The sequence below is a fragment of the Pseudomonas atacamensis genome (assembly GCF_017167965.1).
Taxonomy (GTDB): Bacteria; Pseudomonadota; Gammaproteobacteria; order Pseudomonadales; family Pseudomonadaceae; genus Aquipseudomonas; species Aquipseudomonas atacamensis.
The window spans coordinates 933,531-956,906 of the sequence record NZ_CP070503.1 but is presented as its reverse complement, the minus strand read 5'-3'; the positions used below and the strand labels follow the sequence as shown (position 1 = coordinate 956,906).

The window sequence follows — 23,376 nt, the reverse complement described above, 5'->3', positions numbered from 1 at the left end:
AAAATGACGCGGGGATGCAATGCCGCGCAGTTTACCCTAATTCGTACGCGCTTCCGTCGGAACGGCTTTCGCCTCTTCCACGGGTGGCTGCGCAGGTCGACGCCACTGCGGCAGGCTGATCAGCAGCACCGCGCTGATGATCACCAGCATCGCCAGCGCTTCTTCGATGCCGATGGTCTCGCCGACAAACACCACACCGAGCAACACCGCCACCGCCGGGTTGACGTAGGCATAACTGGTCGCTGCCGCCGGGCGCACGTGTTTGAGCAGATACATGTAGGAATTGAAGGCGATGATCGAGCCAAAGAAAATCAGATAGGCCAGCGCCAGCCACCCTTCGAGCGGCGGCATGGCTTGCAGGTGCTCGCCACTCAGCGCACTGCCGATCAGCAAGACCACGCCGCCGACGAGCATTTCCACCGCGCTGGCCATGGCCCCCGCTGGCAATGGCAGGTATTTGCTCCACACCGAGCCGAACGCCCAGCTCGCCGCCGCGAAGATCAGCAGCATCGCACCGAGCGGGCTCGATTGCAGGTTGGAACCCATGTTGAGCATGGCGATGCCAATAATCCCCAGCGCCACACCCGCCCACTCCAGCCGCGTATTGCGCGCGCCCCAGAAGTAACCGAACAACAAGGTGAACAGCGGCACCGTCGCCACCGCCAGCGCAGCGACACCTGACGCCACACCAGTGTGCTCGGCCACGCTGACCGCGCCATTACCAAAACTGAGCAGCAGAATGCCGACCAGCCCCGCTGCTTTCCACTGCGCCCAGGTCGGCGCCGGCGCCCCGCGCCAGCGCAGCCAGGCGTACATCAAGCTGCCGGCAATGACGAAGCGCACCCCGGCCAGCAACAGCGGCGGCCAGTATTCGACGCCGATGCGGATCACCAGATAGGTCGACCCCCAAATCACGTACAACGCAAAAAACGCAGCGATCAATGGCAGGGAAAAACGGCGCAAGGCAGGCATGGGCAGCTCGACAGTCAGATTTCTGTGGACCGGTCATTCTAGAAAGACCGCCGCGCAAAAATAAGTTACAAAACCTGTTTTTCGCGCCGGTACACTTTTGCATGAAAGCAGCTGAGACCGACAAGGTCCTTGTGGGAGCGAGCTTGCTCGCGAAGGCGGTGTATCAGCAGACATCCATCTTGGATCGTTCCCACGCTCCGCGTGGGAATGCCTCAACGGACGCTCTGCGTTCGGCTTTGAAAGGGACGCCGAGCGTCCTGGACTTCATTCCCACGCAGAGCGTGGGAACGACCAGTCGGAGTGCCTGGAATCAGCGATAACGCTGCAAATGCTCGCCGACTTTCGCCGCAGGGACTTTCTGCAACTTGCACAACAGGTCGTGATTCAACTCGCGCACCCCGTGCTTGCCCCGCAACTCTTGCGCCAGATGCGCCATCAGATTGGCCGCCATCTCGGCGTCGGCCATGGCCCGGTGAGCCTGACCGGTATGCGGTAGCCGCGCGAAAGTGGTGAGCGTGCCGAGCTTGTGATTCGGCGCCGCCGGCATCAGGCGCCGCGCCAGCAGCAGTGAACAGGCGAAATTCTGCAGGCGGGTGCGTTTGATCCGCCCTAGTTCGAAATCCCAGAACTTTTGGTCGAACGAGGCGTTGTGCGCCAACAGCGGCGTACAACCGACGAACTCGTTGACCTCTTCCATCACCCGCTCGGCCGGCGGCGCGGTGCGCAGCATGGCGTTGCTGATGCCGGTCAGTTGCTCGATGAACGCGGGGACGCGCACGCCGGCGTTCATCAGGCTCTGGTAACGCTCGACGATGCGGCCGTTTTCCAGCATGACCACGGCGATTTCCGTGGCGCGGCAGCTGCTGTTCGGCGACAGGCCGGTGGTTTCAAAGTCGATGACTGCAATGCGTTCCAAACCGGGGTGTACTCCGTTCAAATCTATTGTTCAGCTCAGCTCTTGAGCAACAGTGCGCCTTCGATCGGCACGTAGCGGCTGGCGGCGCGGATCAGCGAGTTGGCGGTCAGGCCGGGGACGCCGTAGGCCACCGCTTGCACGCCGTGCTTGTTGATGATGCGTTCGAGCAACATGTCGAAATCGCCGTCACCGGAGGCCAGCACCACTTCGTCGACATGGTCGGCGGCGTCCATGATGTCCAGGGTAATGCCCACGTCCCAGTCGCCCTTGGCCGAGCCGTCGCTGCGCTGGATGTAGGGCTTGAGCTTCACGGTAAAACCGAGGTTGCGCAGGATCTGCTGAAACTGCTGCTGCTTGCTGTCGCCACGGTCGATCGCGTAGGCGTAAGCCTCGACGATCTGCCCGTTCTTGCTGATGTCGGCCCACAATGCGGCGTAGTTGAAGTGGCAACCATAGGCCTGACGCACGGTGTAGTAGAGGTTCTGCACATCGGCGAACACTGCGATTTTTTTCACCGGAGTTCCTGTGAGCGCGCAAGCGCACGAAGCGGGGTCAGGCGATCAGGCCTGAAAAAGGCGCTCAGTATGCCAGCCCGAAGGAGGGTTCCGCGAATAATCGGCCACAGGCGCAAAGGTGCTGCTGACGAGTGGTGAGTGTGGCGAGGGGATTCATCCCCGTTGGGCTGCGCAGCAGTCCTCGCTTTAACCAGGAAAAGCGGGGGCTGCTGCGCAGCCCAGCGGGGATGAATCCCCTCGCCACAGTGTTTATGTCAGCCTTCAGAGGCAATGCCAGCCTTCAAAGGCGATGTCAGACAAAGGAGTCGTCGTCATCGAAGAACGACGAATTGTCGCTGCTGTAATCGGCGTCGCTGAAACCGCCCTGGTCATTGCCCGAGAAGCCGTTGTCCGTCACGCGCTGATCATCGCCCCAGCCGTTGTTGCTCTGGTCGGCGACCTGCGCCGGTTCTTCCTTGATGACCTCGACGATTTCTTCCGGTTGCTGATTGTGGTGGAACAGGCTGCTGATGCCCTGCGCCAGCATCACACCGCCGGCTACGCCCGCAGCGGTTTTCAGCGCGCCGCCGAGGAAGCTGTTGCCCGCCGCCGGGGCTGCCTGCTGCGCATAGTTGGGCGGCGCGGCGCCGAAGTTCTGTTGCGGTGCCGGAGTCTGGTAGCTCTGCTGCGGCGCCGGTTCACGCCAGCCGCCGGTGGACGACGGCGCTACGCTCTGGCTCGGCGCCGGACGCGAATTGCCGCCGCCAAAGATACTCGACAGGAAGCCACCGCCACCGCTGGATGCCGGTGCGCCGCTCTGGGCCTTGGCCGATTGCAGCTCGGCCTGCAGACGCTGGACTTGCTGAGTCAGCTGCTTGTTCTGCTCGTCGAGGCTTTTCAGCGCGGCCTCTTGCACCAGAATCGCCTGGGTCATGAAATAACCTGCCGCCGGTTGGCGCGTCAGGTGTTCCTTGATCCGCGCCTCGGCCTGGGCGTCGCGCGGGGCTGCCTCCGTTTCGGCCTGTTGCAGCCGGGAAAACAGTCCATCGATCAGGGTTTGCTCTTCGCTGTTCATGGCGACCTCGTAGATTGCCGGTAATAACGTGCCCGCGCCCACTCTGAGCGCGGTGCTCTCCTGTAATGGAGATAGTGACAAAACGTTTCAATGGCCTTTACCGAATGTTTACGTTTGTGTCGGCCCGCGTTGCATCGGTTAAAGTGAGCCACTGTTTTCGACCTGCGATACCAACTGATGAATGCCCTCGAAGTACTGCGCGACTCTTTGTATTTTTTCAAACGCCATCTGGGCAGCATCGTGCAGTTGTGCCTGCCGCTGGTGATTGTCGAAGCCTTCTTGCAGCAGGCAGTCGATCACGCCACCGGGCCGGACACCTTCGCCGGCGTCAGCATCATCGTCGGCCTGCTGGTGTATCCGCTTTACACCGCCGCGCTGATCCTGTTTCTCGATGCACGCAGCCGTGGCGAGTCGCCGCGCAACCGTGACCTGCTGGCGATGGCCGCAACCCTGTGGCCGCGCTTCGCGGTGCTGACCGCGCTCAATACCTTGCTGATTCTGCTTGGTCTGTCGTTGTACTTCCTGCCGGGCCTGATGCTGATGGTCATGCTCGCCTTCGCCGAATACCTGCTGGTGCTGCGCGGCCTCGGGCCGTTGCAGGCGATGAAGGAAAGCCTTCGCCTGACCCGTGGACACTTCTGGCGCATCCTGCTGTGCATTCTCTGCGTGATGACACCGTTGTGGCTGCTCAAGGGCGCGACGCTGGCGGTGTACCCCGAACCGCAGAATCCGCTGATTGCCGGGCTGATCGACAGCGCTCACAGCTTTCTGCAACTGTTCACCAGTGTGGTGCTGTTCCGTCTGTTCATGCTGATCAGCGAATTGCCTGACAAACGTAACGGCGCAGTCTGACCGCGCCGTGCTTGGGCTTCGCCGCTGCCGTCAGGTATGCTCGGGGCCACTTTCTGTAACGCTATAAGCCGAGCCATGACCCGTCTGCTGCGCTACACCCTGCTCCTCGTCATCCTCGCCGCCGTCCTGTTCGGCGTGCTGCTGTTCAGCCTGACCTGGCGCCCCGATGCCCGCGAAACCCTGCCGGTCAGTTGCGGCACTACCGCGCCGACGCTGGTGCCGGGGCAAGCGCTGAAAGTCATGACCTGGAACGTGCAGTTCCTCGCCGGCAAGCGCTACGTATTCTGGAATGACCTGGCCGAAGGCGACGATGAGGCGCCGACCGCCGAAGACATGGCGTTCAGCCTCGACGAAGTAGCGCGGGTGATCCGTGACGAACAACCGGATGTGGTGCTGTTGCAGGAGCTGGACGACGGCGCCAAGGCCAGTGACTACCAGAATCAGCTCAAGCTGTTGCAGGAACGCGTCGCCGACCTGTATCCGTGCAGTGCCAGCGCCTTCGACTGGAAAGCCGATTTCGTCCCCGAGCCACATATCTACGGCAGCGTCGGCCGCCAGTTGGCCACGCTGAGCCGCTATCGCATCGAACACGCCGAACGCCTGCAACTGCCCGTCGCCCCGAGCAACTTCATCAGCCGCCAGTTCCAGCCCAAAGACGCTTTGCTCGCAGTCAAACTGCCGCTCAGCGATGGCGGACAACTGACCGTGTTCAACACCCACTTGCAGCGCGCCAGCCAGGCGGACGGCAACGTGCAGGCGCAAGTGGCTGCCGTGGCCAAAGTCCTCGACAAGTATGAAAGCCAAGGCCTGCCGTGGCTGATCGGTGGCGATTTCAATCTGCTGCCGCTGGGCCAGTATCGACGCCTGCCGGTCGAGCGGCGCACGCCCTACTCTGCCGACAGCGAACTGCATCTGCTGTGGGACAAGTACCCGATGATCCCGACCAACAACGAGGCCGGCGGTATCGATCGAGCCAAATGGCTGACCCATTACCCCAACGACCCCGGCCTCAACGGCCCGGATCGCACGGTGGATTATCTGTTCTACAGCCCGAAGCTCAAACGCCTGCAAGCGCAGGTGCGGCAGGACGATACCCTGCGCATCTCCGACCACTTGCCGGTGATTGCGCGGTTCCTCCTGCCCGCTGCGCCCTGAGCGTTTTTGCCCTTATAGGCCGGGCGGAATGTAACCGGGGACAAACCGGACGCCCAGGCACTTGCCATGCAGGATTCGCCCGTCCTCGATCAGGAACTGTGCAATCTTCTTCTGTTGATCGATCTTCGCCTGCAATTTGCAATCGGAACTGTGCCCAACTTGCTGATAATGCTCGGTGTACACCATGCCGTTGCCGGTATGAGTCATCGAAGTGCCAGCCGCTTCGGTGGTGGTCCAGCTCGCGGACTTGTACCAGGTCAGCACGGCCAAGGGTTCGCCATTCGGGCCGATCTCCTTTTGCATCGAATCTGGCGTGCCGAACAGATTTAGTGCTTCCTGAAGATCGCGCCCTTCCCAACGGCTCTGCGCGATGGTGGTACAACCGCTCAAGAGCAATCCTGCCAGCAGGGTTGCCAGCCATAAACGTGTGTAAGTCATTGGATGCCTCGGCTTATTTCTTCAGTTCGAGCAGGCTGTCGAGGTTGTCCATCATCTGGCTCTTTTGCTGAATCGGCGCGAGCTTGAAGAACATCTGCTGCAGCATCTCGATCATTTGCAGGTATTCCATCTTGCCCACGGCGGCCATGTCGTTTTTCGCGCGACTGCCCGGCGCGCAGGCAAACTTCAGCGCTTGCTGGACCCAGAACTCTTTCGGGGTCTGCCATTGGTTGGCAACTTTCAGATGACGCATGGTGTAGGCGAGACGCTCGATGGACTGGCCATTGATAAAACGCACCTTGCCCGTAGAGCATTGGGCTTCGAGGTTGTAGACGTCGATCATCGGTTTGCCGGGTTCTTCATACACCAGCGTCACCGCGACCATGGTCGCGCCTTTGGTTTTCTGCGAAGGCACCACCGACGTCGCATCGGCGACGTACATGATGTTTTTCTGGGGCACGCCGTTGCCGTAGATAATCCACCAGTCGCCAATCGGATCGGGCTCTTCGGCCATGGCCGAACTGGAGGCGGCCAATAGCGCAGCCGACAAGAAGATCAACTTCTTGAGCTTGAAGAAAGAGGTCATGGGCAGTTCCGTTCCTTGGGCGCAAGTTGCCAGGCAACAAGGCTGTTATTGTTCAGGCGGCGATTTTGCGAGCCGGAACAACCAAGGGCAATTAGCACGGATGGGCTAATGGCGCGCAGCCATTGCGGGTCAGGTGCCGCGTGGTTTCGCCCGCGCCGTGGCTTCGGCGACCAAGGGATCGTCCGGCCAATAGTGCTTCGGATAGCGCCCCTTGAGATCCTTCTTCACCTCGGCATAGGTGCTGCGCCAGAAGTTGGCCAGGTCCTGCGTGACCTGCACCGGCCGCCGCGCCGGCGACAGCAGATGCAGCTTGACCACTTGCCGGCCACCGGCAATCCGTGGCGTATCGGCCAGACCAAACAGCTCTTGCAAACGCACCGCGAGAATCGGTGGATGTTCGCTGTAATCCAGACGAATCGATGACCCCGACGGCACGCTCAAATGATGCGGCGCCAGTTCGTCGAGCTTCTGCGGCAGCGGCCACGGCAGCAGATTACGCACGATGCTCGACAGGTCGAGGCTGGCGAAATGGCTGAGCCGCGAGACCTTGCCCAGATACGGCATCAGCCAGTCTTCCAGGGTATTCAACAATGCCGCATCGCTGACATCCGGCCATTGGCTATCGTCCTGAGTGTTCAGATCGAGCTGACGCAACAGCGCCACCCGCGCCTGCCACTGGCGCAGTTCCGGCGTCCACGGCAACAGCTCAAGACCCTTGCGCCGCACCAGACTGACCAGCGCCTGACTGCGCGCGTTTTCATCCAGACCGGGCAACGGTTCGCGGCTGAGAATCAGCTCGCCGACCTTACGCTGGCGCTCGGCACGCAGCACGCCTTCGCGTTCATCCCAATCGAGTTGATCGACGCTGCGCACTTGCTCGGCGAGCACCGAATCGAACAGCGCCGGATCGAAATCCGCCGCCAGATAGATGCGTTCTTCGCGCTGGCCCTGGCGACTGCCAAGGTCGGCGATGACGATCCACTCGTGCTTCATCAAGCTATCGGCCTCAGCGAACAGCGCCGCGCGACCGTTGGCCAAACGGTATTCGGCCCCGCCGGCACGCCGTTGCTGGGCGACGCGATCCGGGTAGGCCAGCGCCAGCAGGGCGCCGAGCCAGCGCGGATGCTCGGGATCGTTTACCGGTTCGCTCGGCTTGCCACGCAGGTAACCGCGGTACTGCCGGGCCAATTGCCGGGCGCGTTGCACCCCGCCCTGCGCGCCACGACCGGCACGTTCTTCGCCGGAAAGCAGGACCAACCGGCTGTGCAGATCCGCGCCAGCGCCGCGCAGGATATCGCGCTCGCCGAGCAGCGCCGCCACATCGCAGGCCATCGCCGCCAGCCCCAATGCCTGACCGCGCAACAGCAAATGCGCGATGCGCGGATGCGCCGGCAGTTCGGCCATGGCCTGGCCGTGGGCCGTCAGCGTGTCGCCGTGCACGGCGCCGAGGCGTTGCAGCAGATCCTGCGCTTGGGCATACGCGGCGGCGGGCGGTATGTCGAGCCAGACCAGTTCGCCCGGGGTCACGCCCCAGCGCCCCAGCTGCAAAGCGAGGCTGGCCAGATCCGCCGAGAGAATTTCTGCGCTGCCATAGGCTGCCAATTGTTCGTGCTGATCCTGCGACCACAGGCGATAGCACACGCCCGGCTCCAGTCGCCCGGCGCGGCCGGCACGCTGGGTGGCGCTGGCCTTGGAGATGCGTTGGGTGTCGAGGCGGGTCATGCCGCTGCCCGGATCGAAACGCGGCACCCGCGCCAGCCCGGCATCGATGACCACGCGCACGCCGTTGATGGTCAGGCTGGTCTCGGCGATGTTGGTTGCCAGCACCACTTTGCGCTGACCGGGCGGCGCCGGATCGATCGCTGCACGTTGCGCATCGAGGTCGAGTTCGCCGTGCAACGGGCACAGCAAAACGTCCTTGCGCTCACCGATGGCGTCGGCCAATTGCTGGTGCACGCGACGAATTTCCGCCTGTCCCGGCAGGAACACCAGCAGGCTGCCGGTCTCGTCGTGCAGCGCTTCGAGCACGGTTTGGGTAACCCGCTGGTCGACGTATTCGCCTGGCTGAAACGGCCGGCCCCAGCGCATCGTCACTGGATACATGCGCCCTTCGCTGCGCAGGATCGGCGCGTCATCGAGCAACCCGGCCAGACGCTCGCCTTCGAGGGTGGCCGACATCAGCAGAATCTTCAGCGGCTGTTCAGCGCGAAACAGCTCGCGACCGTTCAGACTGAGGGCCAGCGCCAGATCGGCGTCGAGACTGCGTTCATGAAATTCGTCGAAGATCAGCAGGCCCACACCCTCCAGCGCCGGGTCGTCCTGCAAGCGCCGGGTGAGAATGCCTTCGGTGACCACTTCGATACGCGTCTTCGGGCCAACCTTGCTGTCGAGGCGGATGCGATAGCCGACGGTTTCACCGACCTGCTCGCCGAGCTCGCTGGCCAAACGCTCCGCCGCCGCCCGCGCAGCCAAGCGCCGTGGTTCGAGCATGACGATGGTCTGCCCGGCCAGACAGGCTTCGTTGAGCAAGGCCAAAGGCACGCGGGTGGTTTTACCGGCGCCGGGCGGTGCTTCGAGCACGGCTTCGTGGCGTGACGCGAGGGCTTCACGCAGGGCGGGTAAAACATCGTCGATCGGCAAAGAAATCATGCTGGCTCCCAAACAGAGGGCCGAGTATAACGGCGAACTGCCGGGCGTTCGTCAGGGTCTTAACTTCACAAGACGAAGCTTCGTTATTTGATGACTCAGGAGACATTTCCATGCGCTTACCCTCTCGCCTGATCGGCGGTGTTCTGGTTGCCACTCTGCTCACGCAACTGTCGGCGTGCGGTTCGATTTTCTACCCGGACCGGCGTGGCCAGATCGACGGCAAGATCGACCCGGCGATTGCCGTGCTCGATGCCGTCGGCCTGCTGTTCTACATCATTCCCGGGCTGATCGCGTTTGCCGTCGACTTCGCCACCGGGGCGATCTATTTCGAACCGGGCCACACCGCGCAGATCGATCCGGCCAAGCTCAAGCAAGCCATCGGCCCGGATGGACAGGTCGACAATCACAAGTTGCAGGCGATTCTTGAGAGCGAGCTGGGCCGAGATTTTCCTCTGGATGATCCGCGCCTGATCCAGCACAAGGGCAGCACTCAGCAACTGGCGATGTTCGGCCTGCAACCGGCCGCTTGAATAAGGACGTTCAATGACCTCCAGCCCCGAACACGCCCGCCTGCTGCGGCTGGCGACCCGCGCCTCGGTGGCGGTCGCCTGCACGCTGATCGTCGCCAAGGCGATTGCGTGGTGGCTCAGCGGATCGGTGAGCATGCTCGCCGGCCTCACCGACTCGGCGCTGGATGGCGTCACCTCGATGCTCAATCTGCTGGCAGTGCATTACGCCTTGCGCCCGGCGGATGATGATCACCGTTATGGCCACGGCAAAGCCGAATCGCTGGCGGGCATGGCCCAGGCGTTGTTCATCGGTGGCAGCGCGGTGTTGATCGCGTTTCAGGCCTACGAGCGCTTGCAGAAACCAGAGCCGCTTGGCGCGCCGTGGCTGAGCATCGGTGTGATCGTGTTTTCCCTGCTGCTGACGGCGGCGCTGCTGATGTTGCAGCACCGGGTGATCAAGCAGACCGGCTCCAACGCCGTGCGTGCCGACTCGCTGCATTACCGTTCGGACCTGCTGCTCAACGGCAGCATCCTGATCGCGCTGGTGTTGGCCGCGATGGGTTTTGCGCAACTGGATGCGTGGTTCGGGCTGGGGATCGCCGTGTACATTTTCTGGAGTGCGATTCAGATCGCCCGGGAAAGTTTTTCGGTGTTGATGGACGAGGAACTGCCGACCGATGTCAGCCAGCACATGCTCGAACTGGCATGCAGCGTCCCCGGCGTACTGGGTGCGCACGAACTGCGCACGCGGATCTCCGGCAACCACTGGTTTGTGCAATTGCACTTGGAACTGCCGGGCGAACTGACCCTGTCAGTCGCCCATGGCATCAGCGACCAAGCGGCGGCGGCGATTCACAAGGCCTATCCGAAGGCCGAAGTGCTGGTGCACGCCGACCCTGTAAAAGCAGCCACAAGCGACAAGCCTCTAGCTTCAAGCTTGTAGCTCGTAGCTCGTAGCTCGTAGCTGCCCTATCTGACCTGATAACCGCGACTGCTCAGGCAGTTGCCCTGCGCCTGGCGATAGGCCTGAACCACTTCGGGTGCCGGTTGATAGGTCGCGGTGCGCGGGTCGAAACCGCTTTGCTGCACCGCGTACTGAGAGCACTGGTAACCGTCCTGCTGCACTTGCTGCGGCGACTGGCCGTTGGCCGGATAGGCTTCGACGTCATAGCCCTGAGCTTGCGGTTGCGACGGTTGCTGCAGCGGCGGCTCGACCACCACGTAATCCTGCGTCGCCTCTTGATAGGCGTAATACGAACCGGCAGCGAGGAACAGCAGCGAGCCGCCGATCCACACTTCACGGGCGTAATCCGGCAAATACTGGATGCGGATCCCGCGCGGTGGTTGCACGACGATGTAGCGCGGGCCTTGCGGGCGATACCAGTAGCCGCCGGAATAGAAGTAATCCTGACCGCGATACGGCACGCGGTAATCACGATCCGGGAAACGGTCGATCACATGGCCCGGACGATACTGCGGGCCAGGACCCCAGCCATTGCCATGACCGTTCGGCCGTCCCGGCCAGCGGTTGTCATCGGGACGCGGCCGCGTCTGCCACTGTTGATTGTGATAACCGTTCTGCGGGCGCTCGTCGCGGTAGTAACCCTGACGCGGTTCCTGGGTCTGGTGCACGGCGTCGGGACGCGGCTGGATCGGCAGGTTACTACCGGGCTGGCGAGGCGGTTGCGGACGCTCATCAGCACGGTTGCGGTTCTGCCATTGACCGTCATTGTTGTGCGGCTGGCCGTTGTGCTCGAACTGACGGCTGTTGTCGCCACGGATGATCCCGTCGTTCTGCGGCCCGTTGCCCGGCCCACGAATCTGCGGCTCATCGGCCAGCGCTTGCGCACCGACACCCACACACAGCAAACCAACACCGGCCAGACGCCAGATGCGCGAATTCATGCTTTTCCTCACTGCGGGAGCCTGTCGTTGGCAGGGCTTATTGCTGAGACTCGAAACAGCCCCACCGGGTTCTGCAACAGGTTATCAGTCGCGCGACTTATTTATTGAGGCGCCAACATGAAATCGCAGGCAAGAAAAAAGGGAGACCCGTCGGCCTCCCTTCTGAGAACTTCGTCCTGGCTCGACGCTTTTGACGTCGGCTCACCTCACGCCGTCTTCTGGACAGTGTGCAGCTCGGGGGCCGGCACATCCCCGGTGGGGGTGGCGGCCGCGGCGGGCCTGATTGGGCGGGCCGCGTGGACTGTATTACCGAGCAGTGATTCTGGTGATAAGAATAGGCCTGAAGCCGCGACAGAGGATTGCGAAAATTGCTCAATTAAACACTGCTTGCGCAATTTTTAACCCTGGATAGATAATCCGCCGCAATAGTTACGACCAAGGACAGATTGATGAGCAAACTCGACCGGTATGACCTGAGTATTTTGGCGGAATTGCAGCGCGACGCCCGTATCTCCAACCAGGAACTGGCCGAGCGCATCGGTCTGTCGCCCTCGCCCTGCTCGCGCCGGGTCAAGCAACTGGAAGACGATGGCTATATCTCGCGCCAGGTTGCGCTGCTCGATCGCAAGATGCTCGGCTTGAGCCTGACCGCGTATGTGCTGATCGGAATGGACCGGCACACGCCGGAGCGCTTTGAAAACTTCGAAGCGGCGATCCGCACATTGCCGCAAGTGCTGGAGTGCAGTCTGGTGACCGGAGTGGATGCCGACTACCAGTTGAAAGTGGTGGTGCCGGATATGGATCACTACCAGAAATTGCTGCTGGGACACCTGACCCGGATCGAGGGGGTCACCAGCGTGCGGTCGAGTTTTGTGCTGAACCAGGTGCTCAACAGCACCGAACTGCCGCTGACTCATTTGCGTAGCTGAAATCGCTTCGCGAGCAGGCTCGCTCCCACAGGGGAATGCATTTCAACCTGTGGGAGCGAGCCTGCTCGCGAAGGGGCCGGCACAGGCGACGCAGATCAATGCCCCGCCATCCGACCATGGCGTATACTCGCCGCCGCCCTTTCAGCCCTGTCCGCGCCGGAGATCGCCAATGGATCCAGCACTGTTCGAAGAGTGGATGATGACCGGTCTGGTCAGCATCCTGATCATTTTCATGGGTTTCATCGTCTGGGATCTGGCGAAGAAGTCCAAGGCCGGGCGGTTCGGCTCGTTCATTCTGTTTTTCGTGCTAGGCCTGGGCGTGGCCGCGTTCATCATCAAGAGTGTGGTGATCGGCCTGATCGAATCCGGCGCCTTATAAGCGCGCCGGCACTTCCCGCCACTGGCCCTGATCCAGCCCTTCAATCGTCCAGTCACCAATCCTGACTCGCACCAGACGCAACGTCGGCAATCCGACCGCTGCCGTCATGCGCCGCACCTGACGGTTGCGCCCTTCGCGAATCACCAATTCCAGCCACGAGGTCGGTATGGTCGCGCGAAAGCGTACCGGCGGATTGCGCGGCCATAACTGCGGCTCAGCCAGTTGCCGCGCTTCGGCGGGCAGAGTCATGCCGTCATTCAGCTCGACGCCATCACGCAGGCGCTGCAACTGCTCGGCCGTCGGCTCGCCCTCCACCTGCACCCAATAAGTCTTCGCCAGTTTGTGTTTCGGATCGGCGATGCGCGCCTGCAACTGGCCGTCGTTGGTCAGCAGCAACAAACCTTCGCTGTCGCGATCCAGACGTCCGGCCGGGTAAATCCCCGGCACATCGATGTAATCCTTGAGTGTCGCCCGCCCTTCACCGTCGCTGAATTGCGTCAGCACATCGAAGGGTTTGTTGAACAGGATCAGTTTCGGCTCGGCCGGTGGTGCTTTGGCAACACGGCGCGGCGCAGAAGACCGAGGCTTCACGCCGGGACGGCGGGAAGGTGGACGCGGGAGACGGGACATAAGAGACAGAACATTTAGCGATCAGGGCTGACAATGCTAGTGCCCCGACCGCCAAATGACCACGACTAACCGTTAACGGAACGGCGGCTCGTCGAAGCTGCGCAGTTTGCGCGAGTGCAGCGAGTTGAGTTCGGTACGCAGCAGATCCACCGCTTCGATGCCGATTTTCAAATGCTGGCTGACCGCACGCTCATAGAAGGCGTTGGCCGAGCCCGGCAGTTTGATTTCGCTGTGCAGCGGCTTGTCCGAAACGCACAGCAACGTGCCGTAAGGCACACGCAGGCGATAACCTTGCGCTGCAATCGTGCCGCTTTCCATGTCCACCGCAACCGCGCGGGACAGGTTGATCAGCGGCCGCTCCTGAGCCCAGCGCAATTCCCAGTTACGGTCGTCATAGGTCAGAACCGTGCCAGTGCGCAGGCGCTTCTTCAGATCGTCGCCCTTCTCGCCGGTGACATTCGCCGCCGCCTGCTGCAGAGCAAGCTGCACTTCGGCCAGTGCCGGGATCGGAATATTCGGCGGCACCACACGATCAAGAATGCCGTCGCGACGCATGTAGGCGTGGGCCAGCACGTAATCGCCGATGGTCTGCGACTGACGCAGGCCGCCGCAATGGCCGATCATCAGCCAGCAATGCGGGCGCAGCACGGCCAAGTGATCGGTGATGTTCTTGGCGTTGGACGGGCCGACACCGATGTTGACCAGCGTCACGCCGTGGCCATCGCTGGCGATCAGGTGATAGGCCGGCATCTGGTAACGGTGCCAGACCACACCGGCGGCAATCGCCGAGGCTTCGCCGTGGTCCATGCTCTTCTCGATGATCACGTTGCCCGGCAGGACCATGCGCACGAAACGCGGGTCGCGGCGCAACTGCTCCAGACCATGAACGATGAACTGATCGACGTAGCGATGATAGTTGGTCAGCAGAATCCACGGCTGCACATGGCGCCAGTCACTGCCGGTGTAATGCACCAGCCGGCGCAGCGAGAAATCCACGCGCGCCGCGTCGAACAGCGCCAGAGGCAGCGGATCGGTGTTTTCCCAGTCGTAGAGGCCGTCGGCAATGCCATCGGTGGCGGCGGACAGATCGGTGCTCGGGAACACCCGCGCCAGCACCGCTGCAGTGACGCCGGAACCGGCCAGTTCATCGCCCTGCTCGACCACATACGGATACGGAATGTTCTGCTGGCTGACGCCGACTTCGACGGTCACGGTGAAGTCGTGCATCAACGGCGTCAGTTGTTCGAGCAGGTATTTGCGAAACGCCGCCGGGTGGGTGACGGTGACGCTGTAAGTACCGGGCAACTGCACCTTGGCGTAAGCGCGGGTGGTCTGCGGCACTTCGCCCTGGCAGTGGTAGGTCAGACGCAGTTCAGGATAACGAAACAGGGCACGCTGTTCGGCGTCGGGCTCGACGCGGTCCTTGAGGTAACGCTTGAGGGCAGAATTCAGCGCAGTGGTGGCCCGCTCATGCAGCTCGGCCAGACGATCCACGGCTTGTTCGGCGGTTTGAACGACAATAAACGCTTCGGTCACGATCAGCTTCCTGTGTTCTGACTTGCAGAGCTTCATCTTGCCTGCATCGTGGACGCACGGGAACAGTGGCGTTGTGGGTGTACCGAAATCTTTCAGGTAACCCGAATCCCTGTGGGAGCTGGCTTGCCAGCGATGAGGCCGTCACATTCAACATCGATGTTGACTGACAGACCGCCATCGCTGGCAAGCCAGCTCCCACAGGGTTTTGTGGTGTCGGCGAAATTGCGGTCAGAAAAGCTGTGGAGTCGAGCGGGCGACGATCGCTTCAACGTCCAGCCCACGCGGCAACGCGCCGTAGACGCGACCGTCACCGCTCAGACGGCTGGCAATGAAGGCATCGCTGACCACGGAATTCCCAGCCTCCAGCAACAGTTTGGCCTGCAATCCAAGGGCAATGTCTTCGGTCAACTGCCGCGCCCGATACTGAATATCACTGGTGTCCTTGAACTGCGCCTGCAACTGCTGGATATGTGCGGCGAGACGCTTGTCGCCATGGCCATCGCCCAATTCGCTGAACAGCACATCCAACACACCCGGCTCCTTCGACAATGCGCGCAGCACATCCAGACATTGCACATTCCCCGAACCTTCCCACGTCGAGTTCACCGGCGCTTCGCGGTACAGACGCGGCAGGATGCTGTCCTCGACGTATCCAGCACCGCCCATGCATTCGGCGGCTTCGTTGATCATTCCTGGCGCGCGCTTGCAGATCCAGTATTTGCCCACTGCCGTCACCAACCGCGCGAACTGCGCTTCGTGGCGATCATCCAGATGATCGAGCGCCTTGCCCATGCGCAGACTCAGCGCCAACGCCGCTTCGCTCTCCAGCGCCAGATCGGCGAGTACGTTTTGCATCAGCGGCTGCTCGCTGAGCAATTTGCCGCCGACCTTGCGGTGCGCGCAGTGATGGCTGGCCTGGGTCAGCGCCTGGCGCATCAGCGAGCTGGAGCCGACCATGCAATCGAAACGGGTCATCGCCACCATTTCGATAATGGTCGGCACGCCGCGCCCTTCTTCGCCGATCATCCATGCCAGCGCCCCACGAAACTCCACTTCGCTGGAGGCGTTGGACTGGTTGCCGAGTTTGTTTTTCAGACGCTGGATGTAGAACTGATTGCGCGTGTCGTCCGGGCGATGGCGCGGCAGCAGAAAGCAACTCAAGCCCTTGTCGGTTTGCGCCAATGTCAGGAAGGCGTCGCACATCGGCGCCGAGCAGAACCACTTGTGCCCGACCAGTTCATAGGCCTGACCCGGGCCGCTGGCCCCGACCGGATAGGCTTTGGTGGTGTTGGCGCGAACATCGGTGCCGCCCTGCTTCTCGGTCATCGCCATGCCGATGGTCACGCCGGCCTTGTGCGCCATGCCGACGTTGCGTGGATCGTATTCGGTGGCGAGGACTTTCGGCAGCCACTGTTCGGCCAGGTCCGGCTGCAAGCGCAGGGCCGGCACGCTGGCGAAAGTCATGGTCAGCGGGCAACCACTGCCGGCCTCGGCCTGGCTGTGCAGATAGGTCATCGAAGCGCGGGCGACATGTGCGCCGTCCTGCGGGTGTGCCCAAGGCAGCGAGGTCAGGCCATGTTCGATCGCCGTGCGCATCAGCTCGTGGTAAGCCGGGTGAAACTCGACCAGATCGATGCGATGGCCGTAGCGATCATGGCTGGCAAATACCGGTTTGTTCTGGTTGGCGAGAAACCCCGCCTCCATCAGCGGCCCACCCGCGAGTGCGCCATAGGCATGGATGCGCGACTCGGCCCAACCGGCGCCAAAACGCCGCGACCACTCCTGCAGCGGCAGGTCGATGCGGTACAGGTTGGCGCCGTCCAGCGACGGCGGCTGATTGGTGACTTCGTGGGTTTCGGCGAACTGATGCAGGTTCATGACGGCGCTCCGTGTTCAGCAATGGCACCAGTTAAGCACTGGTGCTTTTTTGAACAAAGTGTCATAGACGCCGTTTTTGCGGCGCTTTTACCCCATCAGCAACTGAGCACGCGGCGCTGCAAGGCAGCCTGCAGATCCTCGAATTTCACCGGTTTGTGCAGATAGTCGATAGGCGCGCCCGGGGCGCATTGTTCGCGATCCGCACCCAGCGCCAGCATGAACACTGGCAAATGCGCGCAGCCTGGCAATGCATGGATCTGGCAGCACAGCGATGCGCCTTCGTGGCTGGGCAACTGGCAATCGATCAGCACCGCATCGAAGCTTTCCCGTTGCAGGCAGTCCAGCGCCGCGGCGCCGTTATCAGCGCTGCGCACGCGGAAACCGAGCTTGAGCAACATGCCACGCATCACCAGTTGGTTGACGCTGTTGTCATCCACCAGCAGCACCGTGCAGTCCTGCGGCGCACGAATGCAATCGCGGGGCGGCTGATCCGCAGGCGCTTCGACCACCGGCAGTTCGAATTCGACATCAAGCTGGAAGCGGCTGCCGCGTCCGGGCTCGGAGCGATGGGTGAGTTTGCCGCCGAGCAACTCGACCAGTTGCCGGCAGATCGCCAGACCCACCCCCAGGCCGCCGTATTCGCGAGTCATCGAACCGTCGAGCTGGAAGAAACGCTGATACAGGGTCGCCTCGCCCAGATCAGTGAAACCGATACCGGTGTCGATCACCGCAAACGACAGCGCCATGCGCTCATCCGCCGACGGCCGCCCGGTGACGCGCAGCGCCAACCCGCCGACGCGGGTGAACTTGATCGCATTGTCCAGCAGGCATTCCAGGCACTGCGCCAGTTTCGCGCTGTCGCCGAGCAAGCGATCCGGCAGGGTCGGCAGCACCTCGACCTTGAAGTCCAGCGACTTGCTCGCTGCATTGCCTTCGAACTGCACGCGCAACGCCTCGACCACTGCGCGCAGGCTGAAACTGCCCGGCGTCGCCTTGAGCTTGCCGGCCTGCAATTCAGTGAGCGTGAGGATGCCATTGACCATGCGCATCATGTCGCGAGCAGAACCGGCGGCGGTCTGTTGATATTGCTCCAGCTCGGGATCGAGGTCGACGGTCTGCATCAGCTCCAGCGAACCGATCACGCCGTTCATCGGCGTGCGCAGTTCGTGGGTCAGCGTGGCGAGGAATTCATCCTTGAGCTTGTTGCTGTGGGCCAGTTGCTGGTTGAGCACTTCGAGTTTCTGCCCGGCGTCGAACAAGGTCTGCGCCTGTTGTTCGCGCATGGCGTTGATGCGATCGGCCAGCGCCAGCGACAGCAGCGCAACCTCGATCGCCGAGCCGATCTGGCTGGCGTACATGGTCAAAAACACGTTGGGCAGCAGGCCCAGCACCATCAGCGTATTGACGATGCCGCCGAGCAGGAATGCCGACCAGGCGATGATGAAGTAACGCGCCACGCGCAGGCCGCGCCACCAGGCAAGGATCCCGGCGGCAAAGATCACCACGGTGAAGGTCAGCGCCAGTGTGGTCGCCAGGCGCAGGGCCAGGGCGTAACTGGTCATCAGCGACAGACCGATCACCAGTGCACTGAAGGCAATCAGGCCGATCAGCAAGCGATCCAGCCAGGGGCTGTGGGTCTTGGTCTGCAGGAAACTGCGGGCGAACTGGCTGCCGAACAGCCCGGCGCAACCGATGAAGAACGGCGTCGCGGCGTTGGCCCACCATGGGTTGTCCGGCCAGAAATACTCGACCGCCGCGCCATTCACCGACAATTGATAGAGGCCGAACGAGCCGATATAGAAGATGTAATAGAGGTAACTGGTGTCGCGCACGCTCAGGTAGATGAACAGGTTGTAGACCAGCATCCCCAGCAGTACGCCATAAATGATGCCGAGCACATACAGGCGCACCGGTTGATCTTCGAGGTACGCGGTGCTCGACCACAACGTCACCGGCGCCTGGATCGAGCCTTCGCTGGCCAGTCGCAGGTACAGCGTCTGCTGTTGATCCGGTTTGAAGGGCAGGTCGAACAGGTAGTTGTTCTGGCGGATCTCGCGACTGGCGAAGGGCAAGGCATCGCCGGTCTGGCGCACCAGTCGGTATTCGCCATTGGCGCCAGGCAAGTAAAGATCGAGGTGATCAAGCGGCGGATACGCCAGCTCCAGCAGCCAGGTGCGCTGGGCGGCCGGGTTGCTCGGGCGGTAATGCAGGTCGATCTTCAGCCAGAACGCCGAACGCGAGTAACCGGCATTGAGCGTGGCTTTGTCGTGGGCTTTGAACTGGCCGGCGGCGTCTTGCGCGCGGACGTCGGCAATCGTCGCCTGACCGCTCGGGTCTTCGAACACTTGCAGCGATCGGCCCAGTGGCAGGCTCTGGGTGAATTCGTCGAATTCGACGGCGCTCGCCATGAGGGGCAAGCAGAACAGCAACATCAGCAAATAGCGCATTGAAGCCCCAGCGTGGCTCGTCCGGTTGTGTCAGGAAGCCCCCCATTCCCTTTGAGTAGACGTAAAACCGGTATTACCTGTGATTGTTTGGATCCAGCCTAGCATAGCCGTTGATGGCCATTGAGCACCATGGAAATTTTTCCTACAACGGCTCTAGAACGGGCGTTCCAGGGCAAAGCACCGAGATAGAGCTGTTGGGTTGGTCAACTCGCGACGACAGCCTCCTTGATAGATGACCAATTGTGGCGAGGGGATTTATCCCCGTTCGGCTGCGAAGCAGTCGCAAGTCCATCCAGCGAGGTGTGTCAGAAAGAACCGGATTGCAGGGTTTGGGGCCGCTTCGCAGCCCAACGGGGATAAATCCCCTCGCCACAAATGTGCTCCAAATAAAGACTGCGGGGTTGTCCGACAATCTGCTCGCAAACACCGTGAGTACTGAACCCCAAAATCAGCTTTGGTGGTAAGCTCGCGCACCATGAATATCTACAGCTCCCGCCCCGTTGTCCTCTGTCTCTCCGGCCACGACCCCAGTGGTGGCGCCGGCTTGCAGGCAGATATCGAAGCCCTGCTCGCGCAGGGTTGCCATGCGGCTCCGGCCGTCACCGCCCTGACCGTGCAAGACACCGTCAATGTCACTGACTTCCGCGTCCTCGACCGTGAGTGGGTACTGGCCCAGGCCAACGCCGTGCTCAACGATTCCGAAGTCGCCGCAGTGAAACTGGGCATGCTCGGTTCGCTGGAGATGGTCGACACCGTGGTCGAACTGCTCTCGGCGCACCCGCATCTGCCGGTGGTCTGCGACCCGGTGCTGCGTGCCGGCGGCGGCGGACGCCTGGGCAAGGACGAGGTCGGCTACGCGATGCGCGAGCGTCTGCTGCCGCTGTCGATTATCGCCACGCCCAATCTTCCTGAAGCGCGCATCCTCGCCGAACTGCCCGAAGGCACGGCCGACGAGTGCGCGGAAAAACTCCTGCCATTCGTCAAAAACCTGCTGATCACCGGCGGCCATGGCGACGAAACTGAAATCCACAACCGCGTGTACAGCCGCGACGGCCTGCGCGAAACCTTTATCTGCCAGCGCCTGCCGGGCAGCTATCACGGCTCCGGTTGCACGCTGGCCAGCGCTTTGGCCGGGCGACTCGCTCAGGGCGAACACCTGGCCAGTGCCGTGCGCAGTGCGCTGGATTACACCTGGCGCACTTTGCGCGATGCCGAACAACTGGGCAAAGGCCAGTTCGTGCCGCGTCGCCTGCCGCTGGATTTCTGCTCGTAACGTCGTGAGGTCTGCCCGATGAAACTACGTGGCCTGTATGCCATTACCGACAGCCAGTTGCTGGCCGGCAAGTTTCTGTCTTACGTGGAGGCGGCGCTCGACGGCGGCGTCACCCTGCTGCAATACCGCGACAAGAGCAGCGACGAGGCCCGCCGTCTGCGCGAGGCCGAGGCGTTGCGCAACCTGTGCGAGCGCTACAAGACGCAACTGATCATCAACGATGACGCCGAACTGGCCGCACGCCTCAACGTCGGCGTGCACTTGGGCCAGACCGACGGCCCGCTGTCGCCGACCCGCGCCCTGCTCGGTTCGAAAGCCATCATCGGTTCGACCTGCCATGGGCAAATAGCTCTGGCCGAACAAGCCGCCAAAGAAGGTGCGAGTTATGTCGCCTTCGGCCGCTTCTTCAATTCCACCACCAAACCCGGTGCGCCGAGTTGCAGCCTCGACTTGCTCGACGAAGCCAAACGCACGCTGCACTTGCCGGTCTGCGCGATTGGCGGCATCACCCTCGATAACGCCGCGCCGCTGGTCGAGCACGGTGTCGATCTGCTCGCCGTGATCCACGGTTTGTTCGGCGCCGAGAGCAGCGCCGAAGTGACCCGCCGCGCCCGCGCCTTCAACGAACTTCTGAAAATCTGATTTGAGAGCCCGATCATGTCTCGTTCCGAAACCCTGTTTGCCAATGCTCAGAAACACATCCCCGGCGGCGTCAACTCGCCGGTGCGCGCGTTCAAGAGCGTCGGCGGCACCCCGCTGTTCTTCAAACACGCCGAAGGCGCTTACGTCACCGACGAAGATGACAAGCGTTATGTCGATTACGTGGGTTCGTGGGGGCCGATGATCCTCGGCCACAGCCATCCGGACGTGCTCGACGCGGTGCGCAATCAGCTGCAACACGGCCTGTCCTACGGCGCGCCGACGTCGATGGAAACCGAGATGGCCGATCTGGTCTGCTCGCTGGTGCCGTCGATGGACATGGTGCGCATGGTCAGCTCCGGCACCGAAGCGACCATGAGCGCGATCCGATTGGCCCGTGGTTACACCGGTCGCGACAGCATCATCAAATTCGAAGGCTGCTACCACGGCCACTCCGACAGCCTGCTGGTCAAGGCCGGTTCCGGCGCTCTGACCCAGGGCGTACCGAGCTCGGCCGGCGTGCCGGCAGCGTTCGCCAAACACACCCTGACCCTGCCGTTCAACGACATCGACGCGGTTGAAGCGATGCTCGCCGAAGTGGGCGAGGACGTGGCGTGCATCATCGTCGAGCCGGTCGCCGGCAACATGAACTGCGTGCCGCCAGCGCCGGGCTTCCTCGAAGGCCTGCGTTCGCTGTGCGACAAGCACGGCGTGGTGTTGATTTTCGACGAAGTGATGACCGGTTTCCGCGTCGCCCTCGGCGGTGCCCAGGCGCACTACGGCGTGACGCCGGACCTGACCACGTTCGGCAAGATCATCGGCGGCGGTATGCCGGTGGGCTGCTTCGGTGGCAAACGCGAGATCATGCAGCGCATCGCCCCGCTCGGTCCGGTGTATCAGGCCGGTACGTTGTCGGGTAATCCGCTGGCGATGGCTGCCGGCCTGACGACCCTGCGTCTGATCAGCCGCCCGGGCTTCCACGCCGAACTGACCGACTACACCGCGCGCATGCTCGACGGTCTGCAGCAGCGTGCCGATGCTGCGGGCATCCCGTTCGTGACCACTCAGGCCGGCGGCATGTTCGGTCTGTACTTCAGCGGCGCCGACGACATCGTCACCTTCGACGACGTGATGGCCAGCGACGCGGCAATGTTCGGTCGCTTCTTCCACTTGATGCTCGAAGGTGGCGTGTACCTGGCGCCGAGCGCTTTCGAAGCCGGTTTCACCTCGATCGCCCATGGCGAAGCCGAGTTGCAACTGACGCTGGACGCCGCCGAGCGTGCCTTCGCCGCATTGAAATAATCGCCGTACCGCTGACGTTGGCTATGGCCAGCGTCAGCTTTCGCCTACATCCGCTCGGTTTTTCCGACGCGTCTGCGAAAATCCTGCCTGAATCGGGCGATATATTCCCCACGCAGCAGAAAAACGAGTAAAGACTTTGTAAGGTTGGCCCTGCTTATTTCATAATGCGCGCTTATTGGATCCCTCGACGGGTCCGCGTGCCCTTCAGAGGTAAGTCGATTCCCATGAACCGCACCGGCCGCACCCTTGCATTGGGCTGCCTGTTGCTCCTTCAGCCCCTGCTCGCGCATGCACAAGCAGGCGGCAACTCGTTGTTGATCCCGGCGATGGGTCGTTGCACCCTCAATACTCAGCCGCAAGACGTCACGCAGGCATTGGCCGCCTGCCAGAAAGCGGCGGACGAAGGGGACGCGCAAGCGCAATACGAGTTGGGTGAGTTCTACTACGACGGCAAGAACGCGCCGCGCGACCTCAATCAAGCCCTGAGCTATTTCGAAAAGGCCTCGCTGCAAGGCCACGCCCAGGCGCAATTCAAGCTCGGCAGCATGTTCTTCCACGGCGAAGGCGTGCAGGCCAACAATATCCAGGCCTACATCGTGCTGAAGATGGCAGCGGTCAACGGTGCTGAAGAGGCATTGGACACGGCTGACGAAGTCTCGGAAAAAATGTCCCGCGAAGATCTCGAAACCGCCACTCAGGTGCTCGGGCAGATTTTCCGCAAATACCTGATGGAACTGCAGAACGCCGACGGGCGCACGCCATTCTCCCCACTGCCCTAAAGGCTGTGGAGATGACCTGTGGCGAGGGGATTC

At 62.1% G+C, this 23,376-nt stretch carries 22 protein-coding genes; 10 read left to right on the top strand and 12 right to left on the bottom strand.

Annotated elements, in window-relative coordinates:
* Nucleotides 1-36: 36 nt before the first annotated feature.
* From yedA to JWU58_RS04430, 4 genes are all read right to left on the bottom strand, one after another.
* Nucleotides 37-972 carry a drug/metabolite exporter YedA gene (gene yedA / locus JWU58_RS04445; protein WP_110602775.1) on the bottom strand — a complete coding sequence of 312 codons (936 nt, stop codon included), beginning with the start codon at nucleotides 970-972 and terminating at the stop codon, nucleotides 37-39.
* A gap of 310 nt (nucleotides 973-1,282) precedes the next feature.
* Nucleotides 1,283-1,888, bottom strand: a complete 606-nt coding sequence (locus JWU58_RS04440; protein ID WP_076564198.1) for a 3'-5' exonuclease — start codon at nucleotides 1,886-1,888, stop codon at nucleotides 1,283-1,285.
* 35 nt (nucleotides 1,889-1,923) lie between these two features.
* Nucleotides 1,924-2,403, bottom strand: coding sequence for a LabA-like NYN domain-containing protein (locus JWU58_RS04435; RefSeq protein ID WP_056790604.1), 480 nt, complete (start codon nucleotides 2,401-2,403; stop codon nucleotides 1,924-1,926).
* Nucleotides 2,404-2,695: 292 nt separating this feature from the next.
* Complete coding sequence (locus tag JWU58_RS04430) at nucleotides 2,696-3,457, bottom strand: DUF2076 domain-containing protein (RefSeq protein ID WP_206421525.1); 762 nt, start codon at nucleotides 3,455-3,457, stop codon at nucleotides 2,696-2,698.
* A 177-nt stretch (nucleotides 3,458-3,634) separates the two neighbouring features.
* On the opposite strand from JWU58_RS04430, the gene JWU58_RS04425 reads away from it, so the two are divergent.
* On the top strand, nucleotides 3,635-4,309 hold the full coding sequence (locus JWU58_RS04425) for a YciC family protein (protein ID WP_016773061.1): 675 nt from the start codon (nucleotides 3,635-3,637) through the stop codon (nucleotides 4,307-4,309).
* A gap of 75 nt (nucleotides 4,310-4,384) precedes the next feature.
* Nucleotides 4,385-5,464, top strand: coding sequence for an endonuclease/exonuclease/phosphatase family protein (locus JWU58_RS04420; protein WP_024014427.1), 1,080 nt, complete (start codon nucleotides 4,385-4,387; stop codon nucleotides 5,462-5,464).
* A gap of 12 nt (nucleotides 5,465-5,476) precedes the next feature.
* On the opposite strand, the gene JWU58_RS04415 is transcribed toward JWU58_RS04420, so the two are convergent.
* The 3 genes from JWU58_RS04415 to hrpB form a co-directional block, all read right to left on the bottom strand.
* Entirely contained in the window at nucleotides 5,477-5,902 is a 426-nt protein-coding gene (locus JWU58_RS04415; protein WP_206421524.1) for a hypothetical protein, read from the bottom strand.
* Between the two features lie 13 nt (nucleotides 5,903-5,915).
* Nucleotides 5,916-6,488 carry a hypothetical protein gene (locus tag JWU58_RS04410; RefSeq protein ID WP_206421523.1) on the bottom strand — a complete coding sequence of 191 codons (573 nt, stop codon included), beginning with the start codon at nucleotides 6,486-6,488 and terminating at the stop codon, nucleotides 5,916-5,918.
* A gap of 129 nt (nucleotides 6,489-6,617) precedes the next feature.
* Nucleotides 6,618-9,137, bottom strand: a complete 2,520-nt coding sequence (hrpB, locus tag JWU58_RS04405) for an ATP-dependent helicase HrpB (protein WP_206421522.1) — start codon at nucleotides 9,135-9,137, stop codon at nucleotides 6,618-6,620.
* A gap of 110 nt (nucleotides 9,138-9,247) precedes the next feature.
* On the opposite strand from hrpB, the gene JWU58_RS04400 reads away from it, so the two are divergent.
* Both JWU58_RS04400 and JWU58_RS04395 read left to right on the top strand, forming a co-directional pair.
* A complete protein-coding gene (locus JWU58_RS04400; protein ID WP_016773056.1) occupies nucleotides 9,248-9,667 on the top strand; it encodes a hypothetical protein in 420 nt (139 codons plus the stop codon).
* A 13-nt stretch (nucleotides 9,668-9,680) separates the two neighbouring features.
* The gene (locus JWU58_RS04395; RefSeq protein ID WP_206421521.1) at nucleotides 9,681-10,589 is read left to right on the top strand and encodes a cation diffusion facilitator family transporter; all 909 of its coding nucleotides are present in this window, start codon (nucleotides 9,681-9,683) and stop codon (nucleotides 10,587-10,589) included.
* Between the two features lie 26 nt (nucleotides 10,590-10,615).
* Here JWU58_RS04395 and JWU58_RS04390 read toward each other — a convergent pair whose 3' ends face one another.
* Nucleotides 10,616-11,551: a DUF6515 family protein gene (locus tag JWU58_RS04390; RefSeq protein ID WP_206421520.1), complete on the bottom strand. Its 936-nt coding sequence runs from the start codon at nucleotides 11,549-11,551 to the stop codon at nucleotides 10,616-10,618.
* 449 nt (nucleotides 11,552-12,000) lie between these two features.
* Here JWU58_RS04390 and JWU58_RS04385 point away from each other — a divergent pair, with 449 nt between their 5' ends.
* On the top strand, nucleotides 12,001-12,480 hold the full coding sequence (locus tag JWU58_RS04385) for an Lrp/AsnC family transcriptional regulator (protein WP_007909658.1): 480 nt from the start codon (nucleotides 12,001-12,003) through the stop codon (nucleotides 12,478-12,480).
* Between the two features lie 169 nt (nucleotides 12,481-12,649).
* Nucleotides 12,650-12,859: a DUF2788 domain-containing protein gene (locus tag JWU58_RS04380; RefSeq protein ID WP_016773053.1), complete on the top strand. Its 210-nt coding sequence runs from the start codon at nucleotides 12,650-12,652 to the stop codon at nucleotides 12,857-12,859.
* On the opposite strand, the gene JWU58_RS04375 is transcribed toward JWU58_RS04380, so the two are convergent.
* The 4 genes from JWU58_RS04375 to JWU58_RS04360 form a co-directional block, all read right to left on the bottom strand.
* Nucleotides 12,854-13,489 (bottom strand): pseudouridine synthase, encoded by a 636-nt coding sequence (locus JWU58_RS04375; protein ID WP_241196149.1) that lies wholly within the window; start codon nucleotides 13,487-13,489, stop codon nucleotides 12,854-12,856. The genes JWU58_RS04380 and JWU58_RS04375 overlap by 6 nt on opposite strands.
* Nucleotides 13,490-13,561: 72 nt before the next feature.
* Nucleotides 13,562-15,061 carry an AMP nucleosidase gene (gene amn, locus JWU58_RS04370; protein WP_016773051.1) on the bottom strand — a complete coding sequence of 500 codons (1,500 nt, stop codon included), beginning with the start codon at nucleotides 15,059-15,061 and terminating at the stop codon, nucleotides 13,562-13,564.
* A 192-nt stretch (nucleotides 15,062-15,253) separates the two neighbouring features.
* Complete coding sequence (locus JWU58_RS04365; RefSeq protein ID WP_206421519.1) at nucleotides 15,254-16,903, bottom strand: acyl-CoA dehydrogenase family protein; 1,650 nt, start codon at nucleotides 16,901-16,903, stop codon at nucleotides 15,254-15,256.
* Between the two features lie 95 nt (nucleotides 16,904-16,998).
* Nucleotides 16,999-19,350, bottom strand: coding sequence for a hybrid sensor histidine kinase/response regulator (locus JWU58_RS04360; protein WP_123443281.1), 2,352 nt, complete (start codon nucleotides 19,348-19,350; stop codon nucleotides 16,999-17,001).
* Between the two features lie 475 nt (nucleotides 19,351-19,825).
* Here JWU58_RS04360 and JWU58_RS04355 point away from each other — a divergent pair, with 475 nt between their 5' ends.
* The 4 genes from JWU58_RS04355 (at nucleotide 19,826) to JWU58_RS04340 (ending at nucleotide 23,343) form a co-directional block, all read left to right on the top strand.
* Nucleotides 19,826-20,623 (top strand): hydroxymethylpyrimidine/phosphomethylpyrimidine kinase, encoded by a 798-nt coding sequence (locus tag JWU58_RS04355; RefSeq protein WP_007909650.1) that lies wholly within the window; start codon nucleotides 19,826-19,828, stop codon nucleotides 20,621-20,623.
* 18 nt (nucleotides 20,624-20,641) lie between these two features.
* Entirely contained in the window at nucleotides 20,642-21,265 is a 624-nt protein-coding gene (gene thiE / locus JWU58_RS04350) for a thiamine phosphate synthase (RefSeq protein WP_024014437.1), read from the top strand.
* 15 nt (nucleotides 21,266-21,280) lie between these two features.
* Complete coding sequence (gene hemL, locus JWU58_RS04345; RefSeq protein WP_016773047.1) at nucleotides 21,281-22,564, top strand: glutamate-1-semialdehyde 2,1-aminomutase; 1,284 nt, start codon at nucleotides 21,281-21,283, stop codon at nucleotides 22,562-22,564.
* Between the two features lie 224 nt (nucleotides 22,565-22,788).
* Nucleotides 22,789-23,343, top strand: coding sequence for a tetratricopeptide repeat protein (locus tag JWU58_RS04340; RefSeq protein WP_016773046.1), 555 nt, complete (start codon nucleotides 22,789-22,791; stop codon nucleotides 23,341-23,343).
* The last annotated feature ends 33 nt before the right edge of the window (nucleotides 23,344-23,376 follow it).